Origin of the sequence: Solibacillus kalamii (assembly GCF_002174535.1) — a bacterium.
GTDB classification, from domain to species: Bacteria; Bacillota; Bacilli; order Bacillales_A; family Planococcaceae; genus Solibacillus; species Solibacillus silvestris.
This window is the reverse complement of sequence record NZ_NHNT01000001.1, coordinates 292942-315942: the sequence shown is the minus strand read 5'-3', so window position 1 is coordinate 315942 and position 23001 is coordinate 292942. Positions and strand designations below refer to the sequence as shown.

At 40.1% G+C, this 23001-nt stretch carries 21 protein-coding genes and 1 other annotated feature; all 21 genes read left to right on the top strand.

The window, feature by feature from the left end:
- The first annotated feature begins 30 nt into the window (after positions 1–30).
- The 21 genes from ftsZ (at position 31) to carB (ending at position 23001) form a co-directional block, all read left to right on the top strand.
- A complete protein-coding gene (ftsZ, locus tag CBM15_RS01510; protein WP_008403391.1) occupies positions 31–1194 on the top strand; it encodes a cell division protein FtsZ in 1164 nt (387 codons plus the stop codon).
- 317 nt (positions 1195–1511) lie between these two features.
- A complete protein-coding gene (locus CBM15_RS01505; protein WP_008403390.1) occupies positions 1512–2333 on the top strand; it encodes a sigma-E processing peptidase SpoIIGA in 822 nt (273 codons plus the stop codon).
- Between the two features lie 13 nt (positions 2334–2346).
- Positions 2347–3057 (top strand): RNA polymerase sporulation sigma factor SigE, encoded by a 711-nt coding sequence (sigE, locus tag CBM15_RS01500; protein ID WP_008403389.1) that lies wholly within the window; start codon positions 2347–2349, stop codon positions 3055–3057.
- Between the two features lie 90 nt (positions 3058–3147).
- On the top strand, positions 3148–3918 hold the full coding sequence (gene sigG / locus CBM15_RS01495; protein WP_008403388.1) for an RNA polymerase sporulation sigma factor SigG: 771 nt from the start codon (positions 3148–3150) through the stop codon (positions 3916–3918).
- 124 nt (positions 3919–4042) lie between these two features.
- A complete protein-coding gene (locus CBM15_RS01490) occupies positions 4043–4282 on the top strand; it encodes a PRC-barrel domain-containing protein (protein ID WP_008403387.1) in 240 nt (79 codons plus the stop codon).
- Positions 4283–4357: 75 nt separating this feature from the next.
- Entirely contained in the window at positions 4358–5026 is a 669-nt protein-coding gene (locus CBM15_RS01485; protein ID WP_087615473.1) for a YggS family pyridoxal phosphate-dependent enzyme, read from the top strand.
- A gap of 11 nt (positions 5027–5037) precedes the next feature.
- The gene (locus tag CBM15_RS01480) at positions 5038–5574 is read left to right on the top strand and encodes a cell division protein SepF (RefSeq protein WP_008403385.1); all 537 of its coding nucleotides are present in this window, start codon (positions 5038–5040) and stop codon (positions 5572–5574) included.
- Positions 5575–5596: 22 nt separating this feature from the next.
- A complete protein-coding gene (locus CBM15_RS01475) occupies positions 5597–5857 on the top strand; it encodes a YggT family protein (RefSeq protein WP_087615472.1) in 261 nt (86 codons plus the stop codon).
- Positions 5858–6056: 199 nt separating this feature from the next.
- Positions 6057–6845, top strand: coding sequence for a YlmH family RNA-binding protein (locus CBM15_RS01470; RefSeq protein WP_087615471.1), 789 nt, complete (start codon positions 6057–6059; stop codon positions 6843–6845).
- 95 nt (positions 6846–6940) lie between these two features.
- On the top strand, positions 6941–7486 hold the full coding sequence (locus CBM15_RS01465) for a DivIVA domain-containing protein (RefSeq protein WP_008403380.1): 546 nt from the start codon (positions 6941–6943) through the stop codon (positions 7484–7486).
- A 66-nt stretch (positions 7487–7552) separates the two neighbouring features.
- Positions 7553–7775 (top strand) — a binding site (T-box leader).
- Between the two features lie 225 nt (positions 7776–8000).
- A complete protein-coding gene (gene ileS / locus CBM15_RS01460) occupies positions 8001–10766 on the top strand; it encodes an isoleucine--tRNA ligase (RefSeq protein ID WP_087615470.1) in 2766 nt (921 codons plus the stop codon).
- A gap of 134 nt (positions 10767–10900) precedes the next feature.
- Positions 10901–11575 carry an AzlC family ABC transporter permease gene (locus CBM15_RS01455; RefSeq protein WP_193433748.1) on the top strand — a complete coding sequence of 225 codons (675 nt, stop codon included), beginning with the start codon at positions 10901–10903 and terminating at the stop codon, positions 11573–11575.
- Positions 11572–11898 (top strand): AzlD domain-containing protein, encoded by a 327-nt coding sequence (locus CBM15_RS01450; RefSeq protein WP_087615468.1) that lies wholly within the window; start codon positions 11572–11574, stop codon positions 11896–11898. Before CBM15_RS01455 ends, CBM15_RS01450 begins: the two co-directional genes overlap by 4 nt.
- Before the next feature lie 270 nt (positions 11899–12168).
- A complete protein-coding gene (lspA, locus tag CBM15_RS01445) occupies positions 12169–12645 on the top strand; it encodes a signal peptidase II (RefSeq protein ID WP_087615467.1) in 477 nt (158 codons plus the stop codon).
- A complete protein-coding gene (locus CBM15_RS01440; protein ID WP_087615466.1) occupies positions 12645–13547 on the top strand; it encodes an RluA family pseudouridine synthase in 903 nt (300 codons plus the stop codon). Before lspA ends, CBM15_RS01440 begins: the two co-directional genes overlap by 1 nt.
- A gap of 898 nt (positions 13548–14445) precedes the next feature.
- Positions 14446–14988, top strand: coding sequence for a bifunctional pyr operon transcriptional regulator/uracil phosphoribosyltransferase PyrR (pyrR, locus tag CBM15_RS01435; RefSeq protein WP_087615465.1), 543 nt, complete (start codon positions 14446–14448; stop codon positions 14986–14988).
- A gap of 22 nt (positions 14989–15010) precedes the next feature.
- On the top strand, positions 15011–16309 hold the full coding sequence (locus CBM15_RS01430) for a solute carrier family 23 protein (protein ID WP_087615464.1): 1299 nt from the start codon (positions 15011–15013) through the stop codon (positions 16307–16309).
- Positions 16310–16556: 247 nt separating this feature from the next.
- Positions 16557–17474 (top strand): aspartate carbamoyltransferase catalytic subunit, encoded by a 918-nt coding sequence (locus CBM15_RS01425; RefSeq protein ID WP_087615463.1) that lies wholly within the window; start codon positions 16557–16559, stop codon positions 17472–17474.
- On the top strand, positions 17437–18711 hold the full coding sequence (locus CBM15_RS01420; protein ID WP_087615462.1) for a dihydroorotase: 1275 nt from the start codon (positions 17437–17439) through the stop codon (positions 18709–18711). Before CBM15_RS01425 ends, CBM15_RS01420 begins: the two co-directional genes overlap by 38 nt.
- Entirely contained in the window at positions 18711–19811 is a 1101-nt protein-coding gene (locus tag CBM15_RS01415; protein WP_087615461.1) for a carbamoyl phosphate synthase small subunit, read from the top strand. Before CBM15_RS01420 ends, CBM15_RS01415 begins: the two co-directional genes overlap by 1 nt.
- The gene (carB, locus tag CBM15_RS01410; RefSeq protein ID WP_087615460.1) at positions 19804–23001 is read left to right on the top strand and encodes a carbamoyl-phosphate synthase large subunit; all 3198 of its coding nucleotides are present in this window, start codon (positions 19804–19806) and stop codon (positions 22999–23001) included. The genes CBM15_RS01415 and carB overlap by 8 nt, the downstream gene beginning before the upstream one ends.

Sequence of the window (23001 nt, the reverse complement as noted above, 5' to 3'; positions counted from 1 at the left end):
GAATGACGTGAACAATTAGGAGGAGAAGAGATGTTAGAATTTGAAACGGATGTTGAACAATTAGCCGTTATTAAAGTAATCGGCGTTGGCGGAGGCGGTAACAATGCCGTAAACCGTATGATTGAACATGGTGTACAAGGTGTAGACTTTATCGCTGTTAATACAGATGCGCAAGCTTTAAATCTATCAAAAGCTGAATATAAACTACAAATTGGCGGTAAATTAACACGTGGACTTGGTGCAGGGGCAAATCCTGAAGTAGGAAAAAAAGCTGCTGAAGAAAGTCGCGAACAATTGGAAGAAGTATTACGTGGTGCCGATATGGTATTCGTAACTGCCGGTATGGGCGGTGGTACTGGTACAGGTGCAGCACCTGTAATCGCTTCAATCGCACGTGATTTAGGTGCATTGACAGTAGGTGTTGTAACACGTCCGTTTACATTTGAAGGCCGTAAACGTCAAACACAGGCAATTGGCGGTATTACTTCAATGAAAGAAGCGGTTGATACTTTAATCGTTATTCCAAATGATAAGTTACTGCAAATTGTAGATAAATCAACACCGATGCTGGAAGCGTTCCGTGAAGCGGACAATGTATTGCGTCAAGGTGTACAAGGTATATCTGACTTAATCGCAACACCTGGTTTAATTAACCTGGACTTTGCCGATGTAAAAACAATTATGTCCGATAAAGGTTCTGCATTAATGGGTATCGGGATTGCAGCAGGCGAAAACCGTGCAGTAGAAGCAGCTAAAAAAGCAATTTCTTCTCCATTACTTGAAACATCTATCGATGGAGCAAAAGGTGTTATTATGAACATTACAGGCGGAACGAACTTAAGTTTATTTGAAGTTCAGGAAGCTGCCGATATTGTACAGCTTGCTTCAGATGAAGAAGTAAATATGATCTTCGGTTCGGTAATTAACGATAACTTAAATGATGAAATTATCGTAACGGTAATTGCAACAGGTTTCTCGGATGACTTTATTATCCAAAAGCCACAGCCTGTACGTCCATCAATCGGTGCTCGCCAACAAGCTGCAACAAGCTCAACTCAACAGCAACAACAGCAGCCTGTACGTTCACAAGATCCAGTGCAGCAAGAAGCGCCACGTCAAACACAACAAACAAACTATCAGCAGGACGATGCATTGGATATTCCGACATTTTTACGCAACCGTCGCAATCGCTAATAGTACAAGCTTTCATAATATAAAAAACGATTATTTACATTTTTATGTGAATAATCGTTTTTTTTTAGTTTAAGAGATTCTTAAGAAATGTGTTGTTTTGTGCATAGATTGGAATGAAAAGAGATGAATAAATTTTGTGCATCTTATTGGAACTTCCTCATATCCCCTTGTTACACCTTAACTTTCCTGCCACCAACTTTTTGTCGATTGGATTTGAATAGCGTAACTATATGTCACACGATTCTTCCAAATTTATGCAACGGTTAGACAAAAATCTCTAGGGAGGTTTGATAATCTTATTTACAGGAGGACAATACATGTATGCAGAGTGGATTCTTTTAATGAACTTTTTAATGAATCTCGTACTACTAAAATTTACCGCAACTATAACATATACCATCATTCCAATTTGGAGATTACTATTAGGTGCCTTTTGTAGTGCGCTGATTGCTGTGTTATTTATAGGAAACATATTCATGTTGCTTGTAAGTTTCATCGTACTACTAGGGATTGCCTTTTCATTTAAATGGAAAATTTTTCGCGAACAAGGGAAGTGGATTGTAGTCGCTACTTTGCTCGCAGGTGGATTAATAACAGCAATACAACCATTTTTGCTTGCATCTCCGTTTTTCGTTTATATTTTTATATGTTTCGGCATAGTATGTATTAGTTTGACAGTGATGAAACAAGGCTGGTTTCAAAAACTGCAGAATGTTGCACAAAGTCGTTATGTAACGACAAGCAAAGTAGAACTATTTGAACATCAAATGGAGCTCGTAACATATATCGATACCGGAAATGAAGCTACTGAACCTTTGAGTCAGGCACCGGTCCATTTTATTTCGTTTAAATCAGTTCAATCGATGTTACCAGATGAATTTAGTGAATGTCTGCTCAAATGGAATGAGCAGGAGCCTTACTCATTGACAATGTTTTCAAAGGAAATACAGAAAAGAATACGTATTGTTCCTATTACAACGGTCCAAAAAGGCACATTACTCGTACCGGCCTTTCGTGCCACAATTGTCATTCAGAACAAGACGTATCCAAATCACTATGTTGTATTTACGAAAAATGATGCGCGATTTCCGCAAAATGCACAAATGATTGCACATGTGTTTGTCCTAACGAATTCATAAGGGAGGATCGATATTGCTTAAAAAAATTCAATCGATAATTGTAAACATACTAAGCTACTTTAGAAGAAAAAAAGGGACATACTATATAGGGGGACATGATTCATTGCCTATTCCATTAACTAGAGAAGAAGAAGTTGTCGTAGTCGAAGCATTTATGAATGGTGACTTGCATGCCAGAGATATGTTAATTGAAAGAAATTTACGTTTAGTCGTTTATATTGCAAGACGTTTTGATAATACAAGCACGCCGATTGAGGATTTAATCAGCATCGGTTCAATTGGCCTTATTAAAGCGATTGAAACATTCAATTTGGATAAAAACATTAAATTAGCGACATATGCATCACGCTGTATTGAAAATGAAATACTGATGCATTTACGAAAGACGAGCCGCATGAAAGGCGAGGTTTCCTTTGATGAACCGTTAAATGCGGATGCAGATGGCAATGAACTATTGCTCTCAGATATATTAGGGACAGAAGAACATATAATAACACTTGATGTGGAACGTAAAATTGAACGTCAGCATATGTTTAATGCCATTAATCAGCTGACACCGCGTGAAAAGTATATTATGGAATGTCGTTTTGGTCTAAACGGAAAAGAAGAAATGACTCAAAAGGAAGTAGCGGACCATTTAGGTATTTCACAATCTTATATTTCAAGATTGGAGAAAAAAATTATTATGGATTTACGTGAATTCTTGAACGAACCAATTGCATAAGATGGTTAAATTTGGCGCGCATAGCGATGACCATTTCGGACAAAATGATTGAAAAGACAAAAGACAATCTAGTTCGGAAGGTGAAGTTGGATGCGTACAAAAGTCGAATTATGTGGTGTGGATACATCTACATTACCAGTACTGAAGCCAGATGAAATGAAAGATTTATTTATACGATTACAGCAAGGAGAATGGATTGTTCGAGAGCAGCTAGTTTTCTGCAATTTACGATTAGTGCTCAGTATTGTCGGCCGTTATGCCTATCGTGGCGAACAGGCAGATGATTTATTCCAAGTAGGATGTATTGGTTTATTAAAAGCGATTGATAATTTTGATTTAAAGCATAATGTTCGATTTTCAACATATGCTGTACCGATGATTATGGGAGAAATCCGACGCCACCTGCGCGATCATCATGCATTGCGTGTGTCTCGCTCATTGCGTGATATTGCATATAAAGCGATGAAAGCGAAGGAGCAATTTATTGCGGAACATTTAACAGAACCCACAATCGAACAATTGGCACAGGCAATAGAGATGAAAAAAGAGGATGTACTGTTTGCACTTGATGCAATTCAAGACCCGATGTCACTGCAGGAACCGATCTATTCCGATGGTGGCGATGCAATCTTTATGATTGACCAAATTAAAGATAAAGTAACAGAAGAGCATTGGGTCGGCTCGATTTCATTGCAAGAGAGTATGAAAAAGCTAAATAGCAGACAAAAAATGATTATAGAAAAGCGCTTTTTCCTAGGTGAAACTCAAACGGAAATTGCTCAGTCTTTAGGTATTTCACAGGCTCAGATATCAAGATTGGAAAAGAGTGCGGTAGAATTGATGAAACGGGATTTCCGTTAAATAGATAGAAATTCTGAGGGACTGTCCAACACCACGTAGGGCTGTCCCTTTCATCATAATTTCATGATGTTTGAATACTTATAATGAGGTAAATGTAATTAAATGATACAGAGAGGATGGCGGAATGCGGTTTTCATCCGTTCAGGAAAAGGAAATCATTGAGGCGACAAGCGGAAAATTTATCGGTTATATTGTAGATGCGGAAGTGGACGAAAAAGAGGGTGCCATTACTGCATTTATAATTTCCCCGCCCAAAAAGTTTTACCACTTATTTCAAGGGGAAGAATTAGTTAAGAAAATTCACTTTAGTAATATACTCACAGTCGGAAAAGATGTCATCTTAGTGAAGTCACCGGATGAATAGTTCACGCTATTCATTGAAAATTAAACTATCACTTGATACAATGAGAGAAACTATTGTTGTAAAGTTGGGAAAAAAGTGACGAAAATCATAGAGAACTTAAAACAGATTCAACATCAAATAGAAATTGCAAAACAACGTGTTAATGCACAACAGACAGTCGAAATTATTGCTGTGACGAAAGAAGTAGATGTTAACCGGACAGAAGAGGCAATAGAGGCGGGTCTCATCCATTTAGGAGAAAATCGTCCGGAAGGTTTAATAAATAAGCTGGATTCGATTAACTCGGCTGTTTCCTGGCATTATATTGGTTCATTACAGACGAGAAAAGTAAAGCAAGTAATTGATCAGATTGACTATTTACATTCTCTTGATCGATTAAGCCTGGCAGAAGAAATTGAAAAAAGAGCAACAAAACGAGTGAAATGTTTCGTACAAGTAAATGTTTCCGGTGAAGAATCAAAACATGGCTTAACGAGAGAACAAGCGCTTGATTTTGTAAAGCAGCTTGAGCAATTTCCAAAAATTGAAGTAGTAGGTTTAATGACAATGGCTCCTTTTACAGAAGATGAAACGATGATTAGACAAGTGTTTAAACAGTTAAAACAATTGCAACAAGAAGTGTCACAATTGAATATTCCAAATGTACCTTGTACTGAATTATCGATGGGCATGTCAAATGACTACGAAATTGCAGTTGAAGAAGGGGCAACATTTGTTAGAATTGGAACAGCTCTTGTTGGTTAAGGAGGATTAATATGAGCATTAAAAATATTTTTGACAAGTTCTTTTATTTAGAAGAAATAGAAGAAGAATATGCTCCTGCCCAAACGCAAACAGCGCAAAAACAAGCACCAAAAGCAGTTCAAAATGAACCACAGCAATTTTACCAGGATTATGGACAAAAGCAGCAACCACAACTCATTCAAAATCGAATGAAGAAGGAGCGAAAAATGCAACAGCAACCACCACGCAATGAAGTCGTGATGCAAAATCATAACAATGTTGTGAGCCTTCAAGCTGCGTCTTCATCGAAGAATTCAAAGTTAGTGTTATTAGAACCACGTGTATATGCAGAAGCACAGGATATCGCTGAACATTTGAAAAATAAACGTGCTACCGTTGTCAATTTACAGCGTATCGACCGAGATCAAGGGAAGCGAATAATCGATTTTTTGAGCGGAACAGTGTATGCTTTAGGTGGAGATATTCAGCGTATTGGAAATGATATTTTCTTATGTACACCAGAAAATGTAGAAGTATCAGGAGAAATTTCTAATTTAACGTTCGAGTAATTAAATTTTGTGAGGTAAAAACATGATTCTATTTTCAATTGTATCAACAGCATTTCTTGTTTACCGTTTTATGCTGATTGGATACATATTAATGTCTTGGGTTCCGGCACTGCAAGAATCGGCTGTTGGTCGTTTCCTGGAAAAAGTATGTGAACCGTATTTAGGATTCTTCCGTAAGTTCATTCCACCGATTGGTATGATTGATATTTCACCAATTGTCGGATTATTCGCGTTAGTATTTATCGAGCGAGGCGTCTATAGCGTCCTAGCATTTTTCTTATAATCTAATTGAACTCCTGCAAATGTAGGAGTTTTCTTTATTTACGTTTGTTTAGTTGTTATGGATTAAGGTTATTAATAAATAACGGACCTGTATGCATAACAGCATTAAAATGGAGGTTATTTATACATAAAATAAAAGTTTAATTTAATTGAAAAATGGAGAAATTAGTAACACAGTTTAGAAGAAAGTAGGAATTGTGATGGAGCATTTAATCCAACATTTTCGTAAAGATGAACAACCTTTTATTGAACAAGTCATTGGATGGCAACGTGAGGTAGAAGATCGCTATGCTCCAAAATTGACCGATTTTTTAGATCCGAGACAGCGTTTTATTGTAGAGTCCATTGTTCAGCAATCAGATGACCTCCATGTATTCACAGAAGGGATATTTGAAGAGGCGGAGCGTAAACGCATGCTCATTGCCCCTTCCTATTACGAGCCGGCAGAAGCCGATTTTCAAATTGCCGTGTATTCATTGAATTACCCGACGAAATTTGTCCAGCTGCGCCATCCGGATGTTTTAGGTGCATTATTATCGGTTGGGCTAGACCGCAGCAAGTTTGGGGATATACGACTTGCCGATAATACGGTTCAATTTGCAATTGCATCGGAAATCTCGGATTATGTGCGGGCGAATTTAACGAGCATCGGCAAAGTAAAGGTAAGTGCTGAGGAAATGGATCCGACTACACCATTTATTCAAAACGAGGAGCAATGGGTCGAAAGCTCTCATACCGTTTCTTCAATGCGTCTGGATGTCGTCTTAGCGACAATCGTTAATATCTCCCGTCAAAAATCACAAAGCTTAATCAACGCCGGAAAAGTAAAAGTTAACTGGACTGTCAGGGAAGCAGTGGCGTTTGAATTGCAGGAGGGCGACATTATTTCTGCGCGAGGATACGGGCGGTTGAAAGTCATCCTGACAGAAGGGCGGACAAAAAAAGATAAGATTCGATTACAAGTAGGTCGTTTAGAGCAAAAAGTATAATTTTCAACTGTTTTTTAGGAAAACATGATGTTATTCCCAAAAGAAACGTTTATAATACTTGTAAGAATGTACGTTAAAAAGGAGAGTAGAACGATATGCCATTATCACCTCTTGATATACATAATAAGGAGTTTACACGTGGGTTCCGTGGATATGCAGAAGACGAAGTAAATGAATTTTTAGATCAGATTATAAAAGATTATGAGATTGTTTTACGCGAGAAAAAAGAGCTTGAAGAAAAGATTAAGATGATGTCAGAACAGATGAATCATTACAATTCATTGGAAGACACATTACAGAAATCAATTGTTGTTGCTCAAGAGGCAGCTGGCGAAGTTCGTCGCAATTCCGAAAAAGAAGCAAAGCTCATCGTTAAAGAAGCTGAAAAGAATGCAGATCGTATTGTAAATGACGCATTGGCAAAAGCAAGAAAAATAACGATTGAGATTGACGAATTGAAAAAACAGTCGAAAGTATTCCGCAACAGATTTAAAATGTTGGTGGAAGCACAGCTTGATTTACTGAATACAGGAGATTGGGATCAATTACTGGAATATGATGTGGACTTAACGGAAATTCAGGACCACAATCGAAAAGAAACCAATGAAGAGAACCAAAATGACGAAAATGCCGTGTATTAGTCAACGGTACTTGACATTTTATACAGCCTTTTCATATACTGAAAAATAATGAATAGGATGCACTTGCATCATGCTTTGACGGAGACAGTAAATTTAACATAGTGGGTTAGCGATTCGAGGATGGTGAGAGCTCGAACGAAGCAAGTTAAATCGAAAATCACTCCTGAGCTAAATAACTGAAATTCAAGTAAGTTATTTCGTAGCACACGACGTTACAGTGTCTAATGAGGCTAATTTTATTTAGCGAATTTAGGGTGGTACCACGAGACTAATGCTCCTCGTCCCTTTTTACAGGGATGGAGGGGCTTTTTTGTTGTTTGAAAAGCTTTCAAATCCTTTAGAGCATTAAAAAAATCATACTAAAATTGTTGATTGGAATGAAGGGGAAACAAATGCTAAAATCGTCACGTCCTATGACATCGCATTCTGCATTCGTGACCAACATCGTGTTGGCCCCCGACCGAATTGAAAATCAACAATCAGCAATCGATAAGATCATTAGGAGGAATTTAAAATGGTAGAGTATAAAGACACGTTATTAATGCCGAAAACCGACTTCCCTATGCGCGGCGGTTTACCAACAAAGGAACCGCAAGTTCAAGCACAATGGGATGAAATGGATATCAACAAGCTAGTACTGGAGCGTACAAAAGATCGTCCTCACTACTTGTTGCATGATGGCCCTCCATATGCAAACGGAGACATCCATATCGGTCACGCTTTAAACAAAGTTATCAAAGATATGATTAACCGCCAAAAATCAATGTCAGGATTCCATGTACCTTATATTCCGGGTTGGGATACACACGGTTTACCAATCGAGCAGGCACTGACAAATAAAGGTGTTAAACGCAAAGAAATGTCGGTTGCAGAATTCCGTGAACTTTGTGAGAAATATGCTTATGAACAAATTGAAAACCAAAAAAGCCAATTCCGTCGTCTAGGTGTACGTGGTGACTGGGCAAATCCATATATTACATTAAAACCTGAATTCGAAGCACGTCAAATCGAAGTATTCGGGAAGATGGCAGAGAAAGGCTATATTTATAAAGGCTTAAAACCAGTCTATTGGTCACCGTCTTCTGAATCTGCATTGGCAGAAGCGGAAATCGAGTATAAAGATGTTGAATCGTATTCAATTTATGTTGCATTCGGCATTAAAGACAGCAAAGGCGTAGTACCAGCAGATGCTAAATTTGTCATCTGGACAACAACGCCATGGACAATTCCGGCAAACTTAGGGATTTCAGTGAACCCTGAATTCACATATGTTGTCGTTGAAACAAGCGGCAGCAAATATATCGTAGCAAAAGATTTACTTGAAAAGTTATCAGCAACATTTGGTTGGGAAGATGTTCAAATCGTTCAGGAAGTACAAGGTGAACAGCTTGATATGATCGTTGCAGAACATCCTATTTACAAACGTGATTCATTAGTAATGGTTGGTGACCACGTAACTGCTGATGCTGGTACGGGTTGTGTACACACAGCGCCGGGCCACGGTGAAGACGACTATCAGATCGGGAAACGCTATGGTCTTGACATCTTATCACCAGTAGATAACGGTGGCTGCTATACGAATGAAGCACCTGGTTTTGAAGGATTATTCTACGAAAAAGCAAACCCGGTTGTTATTGAAAAATTAAAAGAAGAAAATGCATTATTGCATGTTTCTAAATTTACACACTCATACCCGCATGACTGGCGTACGAAAAAACCGGTAATTTACCGTGCAACACCACAATGGTTTGCATCTGTTGAAATGTTCCGTGATGAATTATTAGATGCCGTAAAAGCGACAGAATTTACACCGGCATGGGGCGAAACTCGTCTTTACAATATGATCCGAGACCGCGGGGACTGGGTAATTTCTCGTCAGCGTGCATGGGGTGTGCCAATTCCGATTTTCTATGCGGAAGATGAAACACCGATCATCACACCAGAAACAATCGCACATATTTCAAAATTGTTCCGTGAACACGGTTCGAATATTTGGTTCCAGCGTGAAGCGAAAGACTTGCTTCCAGTAGGCTTTACACATGAAGGTAGCCCGAACGGCAAGTTTACTAAAGAGAACGACATTATGGACGTATGGTTCGACTCAGGATCATCTCACCAAGGTGTGCTTGTAGAGCGTGGACTGAAATATCCTGCTGACCTTTATCTTGAAGGATCTGACCAACACCGCGGCTGGTTCAACTCATCATTAATTACATCTGTTGCAATTAATGGGCATGCACCATATAAAGGTTTATTAACACATGGTTTCGTATTGGACGGTGAAGGACGCAAAATGTCTAAATCACTTGGCAACACGATTGACCCGATTAAAGTAATGAACCAATACGGTGCCGACATCATTCGGATGTGGGTAGCATCTGTTGACTATACAGGCGATGTTCGAATTTCAATGGATATGTTGAAGCAAGTTTCTGAAACATACCGTAAAGTGCGTAATACATTGCGCTTCCTGCACGGAAATGTGACTGACTTCAACGAAACAACTGACCGTGTAGCTTATGAAGAGTTACGTGAAATGGATCAGTATATGTACATGCGCTTACAGGATGTTGTAAAAACAATCCGTGAAGCTTATGACCGTTATGACTTCTCAACTGTGTACACAACTGTTAATAACTTTGTAGCTATCGAGCTTTCTTCATTCTACTTGGATATTGCAAAAGATGTTGTATATATCGAAGGAACAGATAATAAAGACCGTCGTGCAATGCAAACGGTTATGTATGATACATTAATGGCACTAGTAAAACTATTAACGCCAATTATTCCACATACGACAGAAGAGTTATGGAGCTACATCGAATTCGATGGTAAGCCACAATCTGTCCAATTAACAGATTTCCCTGAAGTAGTAGAACAGGCAAACTTTGCAGAACTACGTACGAAGTGGGTAAAAGTAATCGCAGTACGCAATGAAGTGTTAAAAGCATTGGAAGAAGCGCGTAATGCAAAAACAATCGGTAAATCACTGGAAGCAAAAATTTCGGTTTATGCAGATAGTGAAACAGTCGAGCTATTGAATGATGCAAACATCGATTTTGCACAGCTTTCAATTGTATCTCAATTCGTTATCGCAGGCAGTAAGGAAAATGCACCTGCAGAAGCGTTAGTACTTGATAAAACAGCGTTAGTTGTTGAAAAAGCTGATGGTGAAAAATGTGAGCGTTGCTGGACAATTTCAGAAACAGTAGGCGCAAGCGAAAATCACCCTACATTATGTAAACGTTGTGCAGATGTTGTAGAAAACTATTACGTATAAAAATCCGGAACGCTATTGCTATTTTGGCAATGGCGTTCCTTTATACCTTTTTTATTTTTTTGAAAAAATAAATTATTTAGGAGTTGTACATTTTGGAACGAATCGAACAGAAGCCATTAACTCCTGATACGTTTATGCAGGGGGTAAAAGACTGTGTGCCGACATTGCTCGGCTATATTAGCATCGGTCTTGCATTTGGAGTTGTCGGAATTGCTTCGGGTATTTCGGTATTGGAAGTTTTTTTACTTTCGGTACTTGTATATGCAGGATCCGCCCAGTTTATCTTTTGTGGCCTGTATTTAGCCGGTGCCCCTGTAACGGCGGTCATTGCTACAATTTTTATCGTCAATTTACGGCACTTGCTTATGTCTTTAACTATTGCACCGTATTTCACAAAGTATTCCACGCTGCGTAATATCGGGTTCGGGACATTGCTGACAGATGAAACATTTGGTGTTTCCGTCGTTAGTGCCGGAAAAGAAGGACGTCTTGGCGGGAAATGGATGGACGGTTTAAACATTACAGCGTACACGACTTGGATTGCGGCATGCTCAATAGGCGGCATTATCGGGCAATGGCTGCCGGACCCGGAAAAGTGGGGACTGGACTATGCTTTGGTGGCAATGTTTGTCGCACTGCTTGTTCTGACACTTGCGAGCATTCCAAAAGAAAAATTAATGCATTACATAAAACTGATCCTCATTATGGTTATCAGCATGTACGGGATGCTTTACTTTATGCCCGGGCATTTAGCTGTCCTGTTATCAACCGTAATTGTTGCAACGATTGGGGTGGCATTGGAAAAATGACAACCTCGGTAGCGATGGTATTACTAATTTTAGGCTGTGCCCTAGTAACGTGGATTCCTAGAATATTGCCGTTTATATTAGTGAAAAATATGAAGATGCCGAAAATCGTGCTGCGATGGCTTGCCTACATACCTGTTTGTATATTGTCTGCCCTTGTAATTGAAGGTTTCTTCGAGAAAGAAGAAATAATCGTTACGGTTCATTGGCTTAATGTGATGGCGTTTATTCCTACGTTATTTATTGCTTTACTTACCAAAAGTCTATCGAAAACAGTTATTGCCGGTGTCGTGACAATGGCGGGGCTGCGATTATTTTTTGGTTGAAGGTTTAGAGGGTTTAGAGCTTGTTTAGTTGAATGTGACTAAACAAGCTTTTTTCATAATGAAATGTAGTGGCCGCTCTTTTAATAGCTAATATGGATTCGAATGTAGAAGCTTGATCACCGAAAGTAGAATCTTTAGCATGAAAAGTAGATCTTTCACCTAAAAAGTAGAAGCTGCTGCTTTTATTGTCACTTTTCACACATTAAAAATATCAGATGGTCTGATATTATGTTAAAATAGGTAAGATATATCGTAAACGGAGGATTTGCTGTGTATAAATATTACGGAATCGCAATAATTGCAGTCATTTTGGATCAATGGACAAAGTGGCTCATTGTTAAAAATATGGAATTAGGGGAACGCATCAGTGTATGGGATCCTTGGTTTGGCATTTTATCGCATCGTAACCGTGGTGCGGCATGGGGCATGTTGGAAGGACAAATGTGGTTGTTCTCAGTTGTTACAGTTGCTGTCATTATCGCCATTATTTATTTTAATCATACAGAAGCAAAAGGGAAGCCACTTTTTCATGTAAGCTTAATGATGTTATTAGGTGGCGCGGTTGGTAACTTTATTGACCGATTATTCCGTGGAGAAGTAGTTGATTTTGTCGATGTTTATATACCGGTAATCAATTATCATTTCCCGATCTTCAATATAGCGGACGCAGCTTTGACAATTGCTGTTGTAATGCTTTTCATTACGATCATACTAGAAGAAAAAAAGGATAAGAAAAAGGTGAAATAATGACAGTAGTCACATTAACAATAGAAGAATTTGCAGGGGAACGTATTGATAAGGCACTTTCACAAATGGAAGAATCTTGGTCACGTTCGCAAATTAGTAACTGGCTGGATGAAGAACGTATTTTAGTAAACGGTGCAGCCGTAAAAGCAAAATATAAAGTGAAGCAAGGGGACGTTATTGAAGTAACGGTTCCGGAAGTAGAAGATTTGGAAATCATTCCAGAAGATTTAAATTTGGAAATCGTTTACGAAGATGCAGACGTTTTAGTTGTGAATAAACCGCGCGGAATGGTTGTTCACCCGGCACCAGGCCATGCAACCGGTACATTAGTAAATGGATTAATGCATCATTGCAAAGATTTATCCGGCATTAACGGTGTCGCACGTCCAGGTATTGTACACCGTATTGATAAGGATACGTCCGGTTTATTAATGGTTGCAAAAAATGATGTGGCCCATGAAAGTCTTGTTAATCAGCTTGTTGAAAAATCGGTAACACGTAAGTATACGGCTTTAGTACATGGTCATATTGCGCATGAAAAAGGAACAATTGATGCACCAATCGGCCGTGACCAGAAAGACCGTCAAAAGCAGGCAGTTGTCGATAAAGGCAAGCATGCGGTTACACATTTCCAAGTGATCGAGCGTTTCGGTGAGTTTACTTTAGTGGAGTGCCGTCTTGAAACAGGCCGTACACACCAAATTCGTGTGCATATGAACTATATCGGTTTCCCGTTAGCAGGAGATCCGAAATACGGTCCAAGAAAAACAATCGATTTCGGCGGCCAAGTATTACATGCAGGTGTATTAGGATTTATCCACCCTGTAACGAAAGAATATTTAGAGTTTGAATCACCGCTACCGGAAGATTTCAAACAATTAATTAAAGAATTACGCGGATAATTTTGAACAGCCGGCTCCTTTTATAGGGGGCGGCTGTTTTTTTAGTTAGGGAGGGTTTGTGGTCGGCTTCATTAGAACTATTGAAGAGCATATTAGAAAATAGTGCGGCGATATTAGAAGATGAAGAGCTTTTATTAGAAAATGACTGAGAAGGGGTTCATTTTGGGATGTAATTTCGGTATGTAGAGGCATTCACATAGCCTAAATTAGAACATTTGCAGTGGATATTAGAAGAAGTTGCGGCGATATTAGAAGATGGATGGCTTTTATTAGAAAACGGCTGGAAATTGGTTCGATTTGAGAAATTATCTTATGCATGAAAAGGCATTCAAGTAGCTTAAATTGATTTTATTAGAACATTTGAAGAGGATATTAGAAAATACTCTGTACATATTAGCACATTGGGAAATTTTATTAGAAAATTCCGCATACTTATTTGAACAATGCGCCAATATATTAGAAAATACAGCTTTTATTAGAAGATTTCAGAATATATTAGAAATTACAGCGCACTTATTAGAAAATCCCTACCAAACCTAAACGTAAAATAAAATTCAAACTTTTCAAACATTAAATTTCAGTTGTCTGACCTTCACTAAGTTAGTTGACTTATTAAATAATCAAGCCTATACTGACAACAGTGAACTACAGAACTTGACGAGAGCAAGCAGGTAGTCACAGCAAATCAAATCAATCTGAATATTGTTCACCTTTAATGGCAGTCCAGAGAGGCTGAGAAGGGATAATGTGAAGCAACGGAATTTTTGTGCGCAAAAATACCCGTGTGCAGTTTTTCAACATGACTTTTCAAACCCTCTAGAACTTTCTAGAGGGTTTTTTGTTTGAAATTTACATTGATCATACCCAGTGAACATGAAAAAACGAAAGGAGCAGCATCATGGAAAATTTTACAGTATTACTTGATGGCCCATCGATGAACCGTGCGATTACACGAATTGCACACGAAATTATTGAACGTAACAAAGGCATTGATGAAGTGATTTTAGTCGGGATTAAAACACGCGGTGCCTATTTGGCAAGGCGCCTTGCAGAAAGAATCGAATCGATTGAAGGAAAAGCGATTCGCACAGGAGAGCTTGATATTACATTGTACCGAGATGATTTAACACCTAAGCACGATCAGGCACAGGTTAAGCAAGTTGATATTGAGCACGAAGTAAAGGAACAGAAAGTTGTGCTGATCGATGATGTTCTTTATACAGGAAGAACAGTACGTGCAGCATTGGATGCCATTATGGACTTAGGGAGACCGGCGCAAATCCAGCTTGGGGTTCTCGTTGACCGGGGCCACCGTGAATTGCCGATACGTGCTGACTATGTAGGGAAAAATATCCCGACATCAAGCGCTGAACGCATTGTCGTCAATCTCGTAGAAACAGACAAAGAAGATATTGTAACAATTCATAAATTTGAGGAATAAGTGAATACAGGGAGAGAACATCATGACAAAAGCAGTATTGGATATTCATGAAAAACCTACAGCAGGGCAGCTGATTACATTTAGTTTCCAGCACATGTTTGCCATGTTCGGATCAACAATTTTAGTACCAAAATTAGTCGGGTTAAGCCCATCCATAGCGCTTTTAACAAGCGGAATTGCGACAATTATCTTTTTGATCATTACACAGTTTAAAGTACCGGCTTACTTAGGTTCATCATTTGCCTTTATCTCTCCGATTATATTAGTAGCAGGCTTATCGGAAGCAGGTGTTGCGATCAACCCTGGAAATGCAATGATCGGGGCTATGATGGTTGGCGTTGTATACGCAATCGTAGCATTATTAATCTGGAAAACAGGCTACAAATGGCTGATGAATATTTTACCGCCGATCGTCGTTGCACCAGTAATTATCGTTATCGGATTAGGGTTATCTGGCACGGCAGTCGATATGGCGATGAATGTAGACGGCGAATATAGCGGCCTTCACTTCTCGGCGGCATTGGTAACGTTAGCTACTGCGATTATTTTCACAGTATTCTTTAAAAACATTTTAAGTGCAATGCCAATTTTAATGGGGATTATCGTTGGTTATATTTATTCGGTCATCATCGGAATCGTTGACTTCACAGCTGTCAAAAATGCCAAGTTCTTCGCATTGCCGGACTTTTTAATCCCTGGTGTACACTATGACTTCCAACTTACAGGCGCAATTTTTATCGGAATGGTGCCGATTGTCATTGTGACGATTTCAGAACATATCGGCCACCAGCTAGTATTAGGGAAAGTTGTAAACCGCAACTTCATTAAAGACCCGGGCTTACATCGTTCGCTTCTAGGTGATGGTCTTGGAACATTTGCTTCAGCACTGATCGGCGGTCCGCCAAAAACAACATACGGCGAAAACATCGGGGTTCTTGCTATCACACGTGTATATTCAGTGTATGTAATTTTAGGAGCAGCAGTTGTGGCCATTGTCGTATCGTTTTCGGGTCAGCTGATGGCACTGATTGAAACAATCCCGACAGCAGTACTTGGCGGTATTTCAATCCTGTTATTCGGGATTATTGCAGCAAGTGGTTTACGTATGTTAGTGGAGAGCAAAGTAGACTTCGGAAATAACCGTAACATGGTCATTGCATCCGTAATATTAGTAGTCGGAATTGGCGGGGCAGCAATGCGCTTTACGGAAAGCTTTGCGATTGAAGGAATGGCATTAGCGTCGATTATCGGTGTCATCTTGAACCTCGTATTGCCAGGTCGTGAAGTAACAGAAAAAGATATTTACGAAACAGAAGAATAAAAGAAATACCTTTTAAAGATTGTCCAGAGAGGCAAGGAAGGGTATGACATGCATGAAAGGATCATTTTTAGAATGATACCTTACCTTGTCACACCCTCCAAGCCTCGCTAATGATGATAGCGAGGCTTATTTATGACGAGATATTGTATATTTAAACAAAAAGTAGATTAAATATTCATAATGTAATAAAATAATATCAAGCTAGCATTTGCGCCGGGGCGTAATTGATATAAGCGGAGGCACTCACATGAAAAATTTATTATCGATGGAACATTTGTCAAATGAAGAAATAATGATGATTTTAAATCGAGCACAGCATTTCGAAAATGGAGAAAACCCTGTGTTACAACGCGAATTTCATGTAGCAAACCTTTTCTTTGAGCCAAGTACACGTACAAAAACGAGCTTTGAAATGGCGGAGCGTCGACTAGGATGTACAGTTATACCGTTTGATGCCGAGTTTTCCAGCACGACAAAGGGAGAAACGCTGTACGATACAGTCAAAACATTGGAAATGATCGGAATCGATGCTGTCGTTATTCGAGATAAGGAAGATGAATATTACAACGAACTTTTAGAAGGCATCGGGTGTGCGGTCATTAATGCAGGTGATGGCGCTGGCCAACATCCTTCACAGTCATTGCTGGATTTATATACGATCCAAAAAGAGTTCGGTCGATTTGAAGACTTGAATATTACGATCGTCGGTGATATTTCACATAGCCGTGTCGCAAAATCAAATGCGACAGCACTTACTCGATTAGGGGCAAATGTTCGATTCCTTTGTCCGCCGGCATGGGCAGGAAATTTTGAAGCAGCACATAGCTGGGATGAAGTGCTGGAAGACAGCGATGTCATTATGCTGCTGCGAATCCAGCATGAACGTCACTCCGTAAGTAAAAACTTTTCAAAAGAAAGCTACCATGCAGAGTATGGTTTAACGATTGAACGTGAACAGCGGATGAAAGAGAGGGCTATCATTATGCACCCGGCACCGGTAAACCGCGATGTGGAAATTGCGGATGCCCTTGTAGAATGCAGTCGTTCCCGCATTTTCGAACAAGTGCGAAACGGTGTATTTACACGAATGGCCATTTTAGAAACGATTTTGAAAGGAAGAGATCAACATGACAACAGTTATACAAAATATGAAGCTACTCAATGAGGAAGGCGAATTAGTAGTTTCTACTATTGTAATAGAAAACGGCAAAATCGCTTCAATTAATGGAGACATTCCAGCTGGCGCTACGGTGATTGACGGGAATGGTCATTTCGCATCACCAGGTTTTGTCGATGTACATACCCACTTACGTGAGCCTGGCTTTGAACATAAAGAAACGATCGCAACAGGTTCTGCATCTGCAGCAAAAGGCGGCTTCACAACAATTTGTGCGATGCCAAATACAAAGCCGGTACCGGATTCAGTAGAAAATATGCAGCATATTAACGGATTGATCAAAAAAAGTGCAGTGATTCGAGTTTTACCATATGGCTCTTTAACGAAAGATATTTCAGGTGAAGTTCGCACAAATATGCAAGAGTTAAGAGAACAGGGGGCAGTCGCTTTCTCGGATGACGGCATCGGTATTCAGCTAGCGTCGACTATGTATGAGCAAATGCAGCAGGCAGCAAAGCTCGATGCGGTTGTCGTAGCACACTGTGAAGATAATTCACTTATTTACGATGGGGTTATGCATGAAGGGAAGCGCAATAAAGAACTTGGTTTACCAGGGATTCCTTCAATTTGCGAGTCAGTACAGATTGCTCGAGATGTACTGCTGGCTGAAGCGGCTGGTGCACGATACCATGTATGCCATGTATCGACGAAAGAATCCGTACGTGCTGTAAGGAATGCAAAAGCAGCAGGAATTAAAGTGACAGCGGAAGTTTGTCCACACCATCTATTGTTAGAAGAAATGGATATCCCGTCAGATGATGCCAACTGGAAGATGAACCCGCCATTACGTGCTGCAGACGATAAAGATTCACTGCATGCAGCACTGCTTGACGGTACGATCGACTGTATCGCAACAGATCATGCACCGCATACAGCAGAGGAAAAATGCTGCGGTATGGTTGGGGCTCCATTCGGTATTGTTGGTTTTGAGACAGCATTCCCGTTATTGTATACAAATTTTGTAGAGACAGGGAAATGGACATTGAAGCAATTAGTCGACTGGATGAGTGTAAAGGCAGCCCAAATTTTCGATCTTCCATACGGAACATTGGAAGTAGGCGCTTCAGCGGATCTTGTACTAATCGATTTGGATAAAGAACAGACAATTGATGCAGAAGGGTTTGTCTCAAAAGGACGTAACACACCATTTAACGGATGGACTGCAAAAGGATGGCCGGTAGTAACGATGTTTGAAGGCAATATTGTATATCAGGAGGCGGAATAATGAAGAAGCGTTTACTAATTTTAGAAGATGGCACTGTATTTACAGGTACTGCATTTGGAAGCGACAAAGCGAGTCAAGGAGAAGTTGTATTTACTACAGGGATGACAGGCTACCAGGAAACAATTTCAGATCCATCATTTTACGGGCAAATTGTTACATTAACATACCCGTTGGTCGGAAATTACGGCATTAACCGTGATGACTTTGAAGCAATTACTCCTGCAATCCGCGGTTTTGTCGTACGTGAATTGGCAGAGCAGCCATCAAACTGGCGCTCGGATATGTCTTTAGGGGATTACTTGGCAGCGCAAGATATCCCAGGCATTGAAGGAATCGATACAAGAAAATTAACGCGCATTATTCGTGCAAAAGGAGCAGTACGAGCGATTTTAACTGAAGCAGACGCCGAAGTGGATATTGAACAAATCGTCGCTCAATTACAGGAAACACCATATATTACACACCATGTCCGCGAAGTATCGCCAAAAGCGGCATACCCGTCACCAGGACGCGGAAAACGTGTCGTGCTGATCGACTTCGGAATGAAGCACGGTATTTTACGCGAATTAAACAAGCGTGACTGTGATGTACTGGTCGTACCTTATAACACGACAGCCGAGCAAATTTTAGCCATGCATCCGGATGGCATCATGCTTTCGAACGGTCCAGGAAACCCGGAAGATGTAACAGAAGGAATCGAAACAATTAAAGGACTAATTGGAAAAGTGCCAATCTTCGGTATTTGTCTAGGGCACCAACTGTTTTCACTAGCTTGTGGCGCAAAATCGTTTAAACTGCCTTTCGGTCACCGAGGCGGAAATCATCCGGTTAAAAACCTTCGTACTGGTCGCACGGATTTAACGAGCCAAAACCATGGCTATGCAATCGATATTGAATCATTAAAGGATACAGATCTAGAGTTAACACATGTCGCTTTAAATGATGGTACTTGTGAAGGGGTTCGCCATAAGAATTATCCGATTTTCACTGTGCAGTATCACCCGGAAGCATCTCCAGGTCCTGAAGATTCAAACTACCTATTTGACGAATTTATCGAAATGATGGAAATCGAAGCAGCAAAGGAGAACCAATATGCCTAAACGTACAGATATAAATACAATTTTAGTAATCGGCTCAGGTCCGATCGTAATCGGTCAAGCAGCAGAATTTGACTATGCAGGGACACAAGCATGTCTTTCATTAAAAGAAGAGGGCTATAAAGTAATCTTAATCAACTCGAACCCGGCGACAATTATGACGGATACTGAGATCGCAGACAAAGTATACATTGAGCCAATCAGCCTTGAATTTGTATCGCGAATTTTACGAAAAGAACGTCCGGATGCAATTCTTTCTACATTAGGTGGTCAAACAGGGTTAAATATGGCAATCGAGCTTGATGAGTCTGGAATTTTAGATGAACTAGGAATTGAAATTCTTGGTACAAAACTGGATGCGATTCATAAAGCTGAAGACCGTGATTTATTCCGAAACTTAATGTATGAACTTGGTGCACCGGTTCCAGAGTCTGATATTATCCATAACATGGAAGAAGCGAAAACGTTCGTTGCGAAAATCGGTTATCCGGTAATCGTCCGTCCGGCATTCACACTTGGCGGAACAGGCGGCGGAATTTGCTACAACGATCAGGACTTACAGGAAATTGTAACGTCTGGTTTAAAATACTCGCCTGTAACGCAATGTTTACTGGAAAAATCAATCGCAGGCTTTAAAGAGATTGAATATGAAGTAATGCGTGATGCGGCAGATAATGCGATCGTTGTATGTAACATGGAGAACTTTGACCCGGTTGGTATCCATACAGGTGACTCAATTGTTGTGGCGCCAACACAAACTTTATCAGACCGTGAAAACCAAATGCTGCGTAACATTTCACTTGATATTATTCGCGCATTAAAAATCGAAGGTGGCTGTAACGTACAGCTTGCATTAGATCCATACTCATTCCAGTACTATGTAATTGAAGTAAACCCGCGTGTATCGCGTTCATCTGCATTAGCATCAAAAGCGACAGGCTACCCGATCGCGAAGCTTGCAGCAAAAATCGCTGTAGGACTTACATTGGATGAGATTAAAAACCCTGTTACAGGTTCAACATTCGCGTGCTTCGAGCCGGCACTTGACTACATTGTGGCAAAAATTCCGCGTTGGCCATTTGATAAATTTGAATCGGCAAAACGTAACCTTGGTACACAAATGAAGGCGACTGGGGAAGTTATGGCACTTGGTCGTACATTTGAAGAAGCGATTTTAAAGGCTGTCCGTTCTTTGGAAACTGGCCATGTGCATATTGAAATGAAACATGCAGATGAATTAACAGATACATGGATTGAAAAGCGTATTAAAAAAGCAGGGGATGAGCGTCTATTCTTTATAGGTGAAGCAATACGACGTGGTGTTACTGTGGAAAAAATCCATGAATGGTCTGCAATTGACATGTTCTTCTTAACGAAGCTGAAAAAAATTGTAGATATGGAAACTACATTGGCAGAGAACAAAGGCAATCAGGAAATTTTACGCACAGCGAAACGTTTAGGCTTTGCAGATAAAAAAATTGCACAGCTATGGAAAATGGAAGAGCAAGCGGTTTATGATTTCCGTAAAGAGCATGGCATTATTCCAGTATATAAAATGGTTGATACATGTGCGGCGGAATTCGAATCGAATACACCATACTTCTACGGTACTTACGAGGAAGAAAATGAATCGATCAGAACTGACAAACCTTCAGTTGTAGTACTCGGCTCAGGTCCGATCCGTATCGGTCAAGGCGTAGAGTTCGACTATGCAACAGTTCACTCTGTATGGGCAATTCAAGAAGCGGGCTATGAAGCGATCATCATTAACTCAAATCCAGAAACAGTTTCGACGGACTTCTCGATTTCGGATAAATTATACTTCGAGCCGTTAACAATTGAAGATGTGATGCACATTATTGATCTGGAGCAGCCAATCGGCGTAGTCGTACAGTTCGGTGGGCAAACAGCAATCAATTTAGCGGATAAGCTTGAAGCGAACGGTGTGAAAATTTTAGGGACGACACTTGAAGATATCGACCGTGCTGAAAACCGTAACAAGTTCGAAGCGGCATTACAAGAACTGAAAATTCCGCAACCTCCTGGCGATACAGCAACATCAGCTGAAGGTGCGATGAAAATTGCAGAAGGTTTAGGATTCCCTGTATTAGTTCGCCCGTCATATGTACTAGGCGGCCGTGCAATGGAAATTGTTTATAACATGGAAGAGCTTGCTCACTATATGACTAACGCGGTTGAAGCATCACCCGATCACCCTGTATTAGTAGACCGTTACTTAACGGGACAGGAAATTGAAGTCGATGCAATTTGCGACGGTGAGAATGTATTAATTCCAGGAATTATGGAACATGTTGAACGAGCAGGTGTGCACTCAGGTGACTCAATCAGTGTATATCCACCACAAAAGTTAACAGATGCTCAGAAAGAAATATTAGTAGACTATACGACTCGCCTGGCAAAAGGCCTTGGTATTGTCGGCTTAATGAATATCCAATATGTAATGAGTGAAGGTGAAATTTACGTCATCGAAGTAAATCCTCGCTCAAGTCGTACTGTACCGTTTTTAAGTAAAATTACAAACATCCCAATGGCAAATATTGCAACAAAAGCGATTCTTGGTCAATCGATTATTGAACAAGGCTATCCAACAGGGCTGGCACAAGAACAGAAAGGCGTATTCGTAAAAGTACCGGTATTCTCATTCGCAAAATTACGCCGTGTCGACATTACATTAGGACCTGAAATGAAATCAACAGGGGAAGTAATGGGGAAAGACGCTACTTACGAAAAAGCATTATATAAAGGTTTCGTAGCAGCAGGAATGGAAATTAAAACACATGGTACAATCCTGTTCACTGTATCGGATAAAGACAAAGAGGAAGCAATCAGTCTGGCGAAACGCTTCTCGACAGTCGGCTACCGTATCGTAGCGACAGAAGGTACAGCAAAAACATTTGAAGCAAAGGGTATTAAAACTGACGTCGTAGAGAAAATCGGCGGTAAAGGGAAGACATTGATCGATATGATTCAAAATGGTGAAGCCCAATTAGTTGTCAATACATTAACAAAAGGGAAACAGCCTGCACGTGATGGTTTCCGTATTCGTCGAGAATCAGTTGAAAACGGTGTACCATGCCTAACTTCATTAGATACAGCAGAAGCAATGCTGCGCGTAATCGAATCAATGACATTCACAGCAGAAGAAATGCCGAAAGCGGAGGTAGTACACTAA